At 38.7% G+C, this 8,392-nt stretch carries 8 protein-coding genes; 7 read left to right on the forward strand and 1 reads right to left on the reverse strand.

Features of this window, described 5'->3' with window-relative positions; genetic code table 11:
* The first annotated feature begins 13 nt into the window (after nt 1-13).
* From rbsK to BANA01_RS23175, 6 genes are all read left to right on the forward strand, one after another.
* The gene (gene rbsK, locus BANA01_RS23150) at nt 14-895 is read left to right on the forward strand and encodes a ribokinase (protein ID WP_034673273.1); all 882 of its coding nucleotides are present in this window, start codon (nt 14-16) and stop codon (nt 893-895) included.
* Between the two features lie 81 nt (nt 896-976).
* Complete coding sequence (gene ade / locus BANA01_RS23155; protein WP_034673272.1) at nt 977-2,701, forward strand: adenine deaminase; 1,725 nt, start codon at nt 977-979, stop codon at nt 2,699-2,701.
* A 166-nt stretch (nt 2,702-2,867) separates the two neighbouring features.
* The gene (gene alr / locus BANA01_RS23160) at nt 2,868-4,031 is read left to right on the forward strand and encodes an alanine racemase (RefSeq protein ID WP_034673270.1); all 1,164 of its coding nucleotides are present in this window, start codon (nt 2,868-2,870) and stop codon (nt 4,029-4,031) included.
* 184 nt (nt 4,032-4,215) lie between these two features.
* A complete protein-coding gene (locus tag BANA01_RS23165) occupies nt 4,216-4,497 on the forward strand; it encodes a CopG family ribbon-helix-helix protein (RefSeq protein WP_034673267.1) in 282 nt (93 codons plus the stop codon).
* A 4-nt stretch (nt 4,498-4,501) separates the two neighbouring features.
* Nucleotides 4,502-4,852 (forward strand): type II toxin-antitoxin system PemK/MazF family toxin, encoded by a 351-nt coding sequence (locus BANA01_RS23170; RefSeq protein ID WP_034673264.1) that lies wholly within the window; start codon nt 4,502-4,504, stop codon nt 4,850-4,852.
* 147 nt (nt 4,853-4,999) lie between these two features.
* The gene (locus BANA01_RS23175) at nt 5,000-7,189 is read left to right on the forward strand and encodes a Tex family protein (RefSeq protein WP_034673262.1); all 2,190 of its coding nucleotides are present in this window, start codon (nt 5,000-5,002) and stop codon (nt 7,187-7,189) included.
* A 405-nt stretch (nt 7,190-7,594) separates the two neighbouring features.
* On the opposite strand, the gene cmpA is transcribed toward BANA01_RS23175, so the two are convergent.
* On the reverse strand, nt 7,595-7,708 hold the full coding sequence (cmpA, locus tag BANA01_RS29690; protein WP_095251326.1) for a cortex morphogenetic protein CmpA: 114 nt from the start codon (nt 7,706-7,708) through the stop codon (nt 7,595-7,597).
* A 92-nt stretch (nt 7,709-7,800) separates the two neighbouring features.
* Here cmpA and BANA01_RS23180 point away from each other — a divergent pair, with 92 nt between their 5' ends.
* Nucleotides 7,801-8,274: a SprT family protein gene (locus BANA01_RS23180; protein ID WP_034673259.1), complete on the forward strand. Its 474-nt coding sequence runs from the start codon at nt 7,801-7,803 to the stop codon at nt 8,272-8,274.
* Nucleotides 8,275-8,392 lie beyond the last annotated feature (118 nt).

Consider the following 8,392-nt stretch of genomic DNA (forward strand, 5'->3'; position numbering starts at 1 on the left):
CGGTGGTGATGAAATGATCACAGTGGTGGGCAGCGTCAATATGGACTTAGTAGTCGAAGCTGTTAAAAGACCAGTCCAAGGGGAAACGCTTTTAGGTAATTCTTTTTCAACTTTTCCCGGCGGAAAGGGATCAAATCAGGCTGTTGCAGCTGCTAGGTTAGGCGGTAATGTGAATTTTGTAGGTAGTGTAGGTTTGGATAGTTTTGGGGAAGACCTCCAAAACCATTTATTGAAAGAGGGCATTTGTATTGATTATCTCGATATAGACAATGCTCAATCAACAGGAGTTGCTACAATCATCTTAGCGGAGGGTGATAATAGTATTATTGTTGTCCCTGGGGCTAATTTTAGTTTATCTCCTTCGCATATTCAAAAAGTGAATGAAGTTCTACCCAAAAGTAGCATGGTGATTGTTCAGTTAGAAATATTGCCAGAAACTGTTGAAAGAGTACTTGAGCTTTGCCAGAAACACAAGGTGCCAGTCCTTTTAAACCCGGCACCTGCTGCTTCTTGTACGAAGGAAATGATTGAAATGGCGACCTATATTACACCGAATGAGACAGAATGTATTGAAATTTTTGGCGGGTATTCTGATGAAATTTTAAAGACATACCCCAATAAACTAATTGTAACATTAGGGGCAGCTGGTGCAGCCTATTACGATGGAACAGAGGTTGTTCAAGTCAGCGGCTATAAGACATCTGTAGTAGATACGACCGGTGCTGGTGATACATTTAATGGAGCACTTGGCTTTGCGATCAGTGAAGGTTATGCTTTAAGAGAGGCTGTTCAATTTGCAAATGCTGCAGCTTCTCTTTCAGTTGAGAAACTGGGAGCTCAGCAAGGAATGCCGTCTTTTGATGATGTTAGAAATCGATTAGCGAATAGAAATTAAGTAATAATAAGAATGGTGGAAGAGTTATGAGCGATGATAACTTATCCACCATCTTTTTTTACTATACTGTGGAGGATAATCATGAAGGCAATTATTTCAGACTTAATCGGAAAGGCTAAAAAGATTGATGAAGTTGATTTCGTATTAAAAAATGGAGAGATTGTAGATGTTTTTTCTTTGGAGACCTTTAAAGGAGACGTTGCCATCTTTAATGGATACATTGTTGGGATAGGCCATTTTGAAACATCCCAAAAGGTAATTGATGTTTCCAATCAGTACATTATACCTGGGCTGATTGATGGTCATATTCATATTGAATCAACTATGGTGCGGCCATCTGAATTCTCTCGAGCTATCATTAAACATGGAATTACTACCGTCGTAACGGATCCGCATGAAATTGCCAATGTATCAGGTATAGAGGGTATCAAGTTTATGATAGATGATGCGAAAAACTCTGTAGTAGACATCCTAGTAAAATTACCATCTAGTGTCCCAGCAACGAAGTTTGAAAATAATGGAGCAACCCTCACTTCAAATGATTTAAGAAAGCTATTAGATTATGACGAAGTTATTGGATTAGCAGAAGTAATGGATTATCCATCAGTCATTAATTATGAACAAGATATGATGGAAAAGATTGAAATGGTGAAAAACAAGAAATTGGTCATTGATGGCCATGCTGCAGGTTTAAGTGATGATAAACTTGATATTTATAGTATTGCTTCGATTCGCAATGATCACGAGGCGGTAAATGCCAATGAGGCTATAACTCGAGTAAGAAAGGGTTTCAATGTCTTGGTGAGAGAAGGTTCTGCGGCGAAAGATTTATTGGCGATTTTGCCTGCCATTACTACAAAGAATAGTACTCGGTTTTCATTTTGTACTGATGATAAACATCTCGACGAAATGGTTGAGGAGGGCACAATCAACCATGCAATTAAACTTGCCGTAAAAAATGAATTAGACCCGTTGATCGCCATTCAAATGGCGACAATTAACAATGCAAAATGCCATGGAATAGAAAATAAAGGGGCTGTTGCTCCAGGGTATATCGCGGATTTACTAATAGTGGATGATCTTGCCGATTTGTCCATTCATAAAGTGATAAAGAGCGGGAAAATGGTGGATATTGAAAGTCAACAAAGGAAAGAACAAGCCCAGATTCCAAGATCTATTATGAATTCGGTAAATACTCCAAAAATTACTGAAGAAATGCTGAATATCCCTCTTAAAGAAGGACAAAAGGCTAATATCATTGAAATTTTACCTGGCAAACTGATTACCAGAAAAAGAGTTGACTTTGCCGATTCTAAAGATGGCTTTTTTATAAGTAATCCAAAAAAGGATTATCTTAAAATGGCAGTTTGTGAAAGGCATAAAAGAACGGGTAATGTTGGATTGGGTATTGTCCACGGTTTGAAACTAAAGTGTGGGGCAATCGCCTCCACCGTTGCGCACGATTCACATAATATTGTCGTGGCTGGTACGAATGATAAAGATATAATCCTAGCAATAGAAGAATTACAAAAGACTCAGGGGGGATTGGTCATTGTTAATAATGGACAAATTTTAGCTCGAGTGGAACTTCCGGTTGCTGGATTAATGTCTGACCAACCTTATGAGGTGACGGTCAAGAAACTTTTAGATATGCATGAAATACTGGAGACCATTGTAGACCACCACTCACAAAATATTTTTATGATTTTATCGTTTTTATGTTTACCGGTGATCCCAGAATTAAAACTAACAGATAAAGGGTTATTTGATGTTGTTTCTTTTAATCATATAAAAGTTGAGGCATAGTACCTTATCCAGATTTTAAAAAACAAATTCTAACGAAAGAAGGATTAGTTAGTTAAAACAATATCCTCAAACCTAATATGGTATTTGACATATAATAAAACAAGTTCGATAATCAAAAAGTAAAAATAAAATTTGTAATAACTTTAGTTTAATAGGAAGTGGAGACATGCAAGAGCAGGGCTATTTCTATAGAGATACATGGGCAGAAGTCGATTTAGATTGTATTACTGAAAATGTTGCCTCGGTTAAAAAACTTTTGCCGGAAAATGTCGATATTATAGCGGTGGTTAAGGCAAATGCCTACGGCCATGGAGATGTACAAGTTGCGGAGAGTGCACTGCAGGCGGGAGCGACCTATTTAGCAGTTGCATTCATGGATGAAGCCATTGCGCTTAGGAATAAAGGGATAAAAGCGCCTATTTTAGTTTTAGGTGCAACTCGACCAGAGGATGTTGAACTTGCAGTCAAGTTGGACATCACGATTACGGTTTTTCAATTGGAATGGGTCAAAACAGCTCAATCCTATTTACCTTCTGATAAGGTCCTTTCCGTTCACCTTAAGCTAGATACAGGCATGGGGAGGATAGGAATCCGAACTAAGGAAGAGTTAGCAGCGGTTGTGCAATTAATATCTAACAATGAGCGTATTAATATTGAGGGGATATTTACACACTTTGCTACAGCAGATGAGGTGGATCTAACTTATTTCGAACAACAACTGAAGTTATTTCATGATTTATTATCTGTTTTAAAAGAACGGCCGAAGTACGTGCACTGCAGTAATAGTGCAGCAGCATTACGCTTCTCGAAGGCTAATTTTAATGCTGTTCGTCTTGGAATCGCGATGTATGGATTAACACCCTCTCCCGAGATTGAACATGAACTGCCTCTCGCGTTAAATGAAGCTTTTTCGCTCCGTTCAAGACTTGTCCATGTGAAAAAACTGGATAAGGGTGAGAAGATTAGCTATGGTGCTACGTATGAGACGGAGGGAGAAGAGTGGATAGGTACCATTCCAATCGGTTATGCAGACGGATGGATCCGTCGGCTCCAGGGTCAGGAAGTATTGGTTGAGGGGAAAAGGGTACCAATTGTTGGCAGGATTTGTATGGATCAATGTATGGTAAAATTACCACATGCTGTTCCAGTAGGGACGACTGTGACCTTAATTGGCAAACAGGAAGATGAATTCATTTCTGTTAATGAAATTGCTCAAAAGTTAGAAACGATCAATTACGAAGTACCGTGTATTATCTCAACGAGAGTACCTCGTCTATATAAACAGGGTGGGGAAATTGTCGTATTAAAAAATTACCTTCTTCACGAATAAGTGGGCTAATAATGAAAATGTAACATATTTATGATAATGCGGAATTTTAGTGCATAAAAGGTAGTTTGTTTGGCCTATAATACAGTAGTATTATAATTAGTCTATGCATTTTGGGCATTAAGTGTTATTATAAAATATGGTAGATAGAAAAATTGGTGTGTAGTGATGGTGGAGGTGTATGTTTGTGTCTGAATCCGGCGCAACTACGGAAATCTTAGTGAAATTACCGCAACATCTTTTAACCGAGTTAGATGGTTTTGTAAAATTAGAAAACGTTAACCGGAGCGAGTTTATTTATCAAGCAACTAAAATGTATTTACGCGAACGAAAAAAGAGACAAATTCGCGAATCCATGAGACGTGGATACATGGAAATGGCGATGATCAATTTAACGATTGCATCGGAAATGTTTCAAGCAGAATTTGAGGCAGAGCACACAGTTGAACGTCTTGTAAGCGGAGGGTAATCCCTTGATTGTCAAGCGTGGTGACGTATATTTCGCGGACCTATCCCCAGTTGTTGGTTCTGAACAAGGCGGCGTCCGTCCTGTACTTGTCATTCAAAACGACATCGGGAATCGGTTTAGTCCCACAGTTATTGTTGCAGCGATTACAGCACAAATTCAAAAAGCGAAGCTTCCCACTCATGTAGAAATTGATGCGAAGCGCTACGGTTTTGAACGAGACTCAGTCATACTTTTAGAACAGATTCGTACAATTGATAAACAGCGGTTAACCGATAAAATAACCCATCTCGATGACGAAATGATGGAAAAAGTGGATGAAGCCTTGCGAGTAAGTATAGGTCTCATCGAATTTTAGCATGTATGCACGCTCTTTTAAGAAAGAGCGTTTTTTTATACGGATGTTCTGCCCTCATAGTTGTTTCTGCTTTTAGCAAGCTAATTAGCTTGCTTTTTTTATTTATGTGAATCGATTGAGCTAATTTGATACAATATGGTAATAGGAATGGAGGTTTGTGTTGTGAATGATACAGTTGTGAAAGATGAACAGCTTCTTGGAAAGGTAGCTGCCGAATTAGCGATATCTCAAAAACAGGTGAAAAGTGTTATTTCTTTATTGAATGAGGGTAATACCGTGCCATTTATTGCCCGCTACCGTAAAGAAATGACAGGGGCCCTAGATGAAGTCCAAATACGAGATATCCAGGAACGCTGGCAATACATACAAAACCTTGAGCAAAGGAAAGAAGAAGTACTTCGTACCATTGCGGAGCAAGGTAAACTAACCGACGAACTTACACTTAAAATAACGAAAGCAGAAAAGCTGCAAGAAGTTGAAGATTTATATCGGCCGTATAAGCAAAAGCGACGTACAAAAGCAACGGTTGCTAAGGAAAAGGGTTTAGAGCCGTTAGCAGAATGGTTTTTAACCTTTCCGATGACACCAATCGAGGATAAAGCTAAGGAATTTTTATCTGATGAAAAAGAAGTCCTTACTGTTGAAGAAGCGATTGCTGGTGCAAAGGATATCATTGCAGAAATGATCTCTGACGATGCTGAAGGCCGAAAGTGGATTCGGAATGAAACCTTTAAGTCTGGAAAAGTAGAATCAACCGTTAAAGACGCAGAGAAGGACGAGAAAAAGGTTTACGAAATGTACTATGAGTATGAGGAACCTGTAAATAAAATTGTTCCACATCGAATCCTTGCGTTAAATCGTGGAGAAAAGGAAGATATCTTAAGGGTATCTATAAAAATAAATAATGATATTATCTTATCCTACCTAACAAGAAAATGGGTGCGCGTTCAGCATTCACCTGCAGCAGCATATGTTATAGAAGCTATTGAAGATAGCTATAAGCGTCTGATTCAGCCTTCGATTGAAAGGGAAATTCGAAGTGAGCTTAATGATAAAGGTGAAGAGCAGGCCATTCATATATTCTCTGAAAATCTTCGAAACCTGCTTTTACAGCCGCCGTTGAAAGGGAAAGTGGTTATTGGTGTTGACCCCGCGTATCGGACAGGCTGTAAGCTTGCTGTCGTAGATGAAACTGGTAAGGTACTGAAAATTGATGTGATTTATCCGCATCCGCCCGTATCTAAGACAAAGGAAGCTAAGGAAAAATTCATTCGAATTCTTCGTGATTATAAAGTGGAGATGGCTGCGATTGGTAATGGAACTGCATCTAGAGAAACCGAACAATTTGTGGCAGATATCCTAAAAGAAATGGATGAGGAAATCTACTATCTAATTGTGAATGAAGCGGGTGCTAGTGTGTACTCTGCCTCTGATATAGCAAGAGAAGAGTTTCCTGATTTTCAAGTAGAAGAAAGAAGTGCAGTCTCCATCGCACGTAGACTGCAGGATCCACTAGCTGAGTTAGTAAAGATTGATCCTAAATCCGTAGGTGTGGGTCAATATCAACATGATGTAACGCAGAAGCGTCTTTCAGAATCCTTGCATTTTGTGGTGGAAACAGCAGTAAACCGTGTAGGTGTTAATGTCAATACAGCCTCAGCGTCCTTACTCCAATATGTAGCGGGATTAACCAAAACCGCTGCACACAATATTGTTAAGAAAAGGGAAGAGGAAGGGAAGTTTACAAGCAGGGTGCAATTAAAGAAAGTCCCGCGTTTGGGAGCGAAAACCTATGAACAAGCAATTGGCTTCTTACGTGTATTAGATGGAAAGCAACCTTTAGACCGAACTGGAATTCACCCGGAGAACTATGATGAAGTGAAAAAACTATTAACTAGCTTAGGTTTTTCAGCCAAGGATTTAGGAACAGCTGAATTACGGGATGCGCTTAGTGGACTCGACCTCAGAGCAATGTCTGCTGAATTATCTATTGGAGAACTAACATTAAAAGATATCATCGATGCACTAGTAAGGCCAGAACGCGATCCACGTGACGACTTGCCGCGTCCTTTATTGAAAAAGGATGTTCTTAAATTAGAAGATTTAAGCGCTGGAATGGAGCTGCAAGGAACGGTTAGAAATGTAGTAGACTTTGGTGCCTTTGTCGATATCGGTGTTAAGCAGGATGGATTGGTTCATATATCGAAGTTAAGTAATCGATTTGTAAAACACCCATTAGATATCGTATCGGTTGGGGATGTCGTAACCGTTTGGGTAGACTCAGTCGATATGAAAAAGGGCAGAGTCGCGTTAACCATGCTGCCGCCGTCAAAATAAAGAAATTTTAATAGAAGATGACCGTTTAATATGGATGGTCATCTTTTTTGTGTTTTAATAACACGTGGAGCGTCCATGATGACCGGAATTAGGGAGAAATTGAAAAAGTGGTAACCAAAGAACGTTTATGATGACCGAAATTAGAAAGAAACTGAAAAAGTGGTAACCAAAGAACGTTTATGATGACCGAAATTAGAAAGAAACTGTAAAAGTGGTAACCAAAGAGCGTTCATGATGCCCGAAATTAGGGAGAAATTGAAAAGGTGGTAACCAAAGAGTGTTCATGATGACCAACATTAGAGAAAAATTGAAAAAGTGGTAACCAATAGAGGTTATTGGCTACCATAGCAAAAAGGAAAATAGAAAAATGGTAACCAATAGATTTTGTTGTTGCAACTGGAAGTCTCACGAAATGTGTTTTTTTCTGTAAAAAAACCAGCATTGATTTAACAGTTTAATTTGGTATCGGTCCTTCTCGTAGAAAGCTCTTTTCATCTGGTTTTGAAACCAAGTCGGCATAGTTCAACCTCCCGAAAAGTAGATCATTAAAGGTATATACAATATATGCTATAATAGGTTGTCACGTTCGCTTTAAGTAGGAGGGAATCTAAATGGAGGATAAAGAACTACAAAAACTGGTTGAAAAAGTCTCAATTGAATCGTTTGGAAAGCCCTTTAGGCATAAAGCCTCTTTTAATAACAGGCTCCGGTCCACTGGGGGCAGATACCTGCTTGGGACTCACAATATCGATATTAATAAAAAGTATTTAGATCAACTAGGATTAAATGAACTAATTGGAATTATTAAACATGAACTCTGCCATTACCATCTTCATATAGAAGGAAGAGGATATCAGCACCGTGATTCCGATTTTAAAATGTTATTAAAAAAAGTAGGTGCACCGAGGTTTTGCAGTCCGCTGCTAGACAAACCTAAGAAACGCATCTCCACAAAAATCCTCCTGTATCAATGTACAATATGCCATCAGCAATACAAAAGAAAACGAAGTATTAATACAAGTCGTTACGTGTGTGGAAAGTGTAGAGGTAAGCTAGTAAAGGTAAAAGAGTTACAAGGGGATTAAGGAAATATTTTGCAACTTATTTTATCGAAAAATCGTATTGACTTTATAATACAACGTCATTATAATGTAAAGAGTCGACAAGATGATCTGCTTGTTCGGCTGAAGAAACATCATATTA

It is taken from the genome of Neobacillus niacini NBRC 15566, from assembly GCF_001591505.1.
Lineage (GTDB): Bacteria > Bacillota > Bacilli > Bacillales > Cytobacillaceae > Neobacillus > Neobacillus niacini.

Excerpts from the sequence above, each read along its gene's own strand:
- rbsK (WP_034673273.1), top strand. The coding sequence starts at position 14 with ATGATCACAGTGGTGGGCAGCGTCAATATGGACTTAGTAGTCGAAGCT.
- ade (WP_034673272.1), top strand. The coding sequence starts at position 977 with ATGAAGGCAATTATTTCAGACTTAATCGGAAAGGCTAAAAAGATTGAT.
- BANA01_RS23175 (WP_034673262.1), top strand. The coding sequence starts at position 5,000 with ATGGAGGTTTGTGTTGTGAATGATACAGTTGTGAAAGATGAACAGCTT.
- alr (WP_034673270.1), top strand. The coding sequence starts at position 2,868 with ATGCAAGAGCAGGGCTATTTCTATAGAGATACATGGGCAGAAGTCGAT.
- BANA01_RS23180 (WP_034673259.1), top strand. The coding sequence starts at position 7,801 with ATGGAGGATAAAGAACTACAAAAACTGGTTGAAAAAGTCTCAATTGAA.
- cmpA (WP_095251326.1), bottom strand. The coding sequence starts at position 7,708 with ATGCCGACTTGGTTTCAAAACCAGATGAAAAGAGCTTTCTACGAGAAG.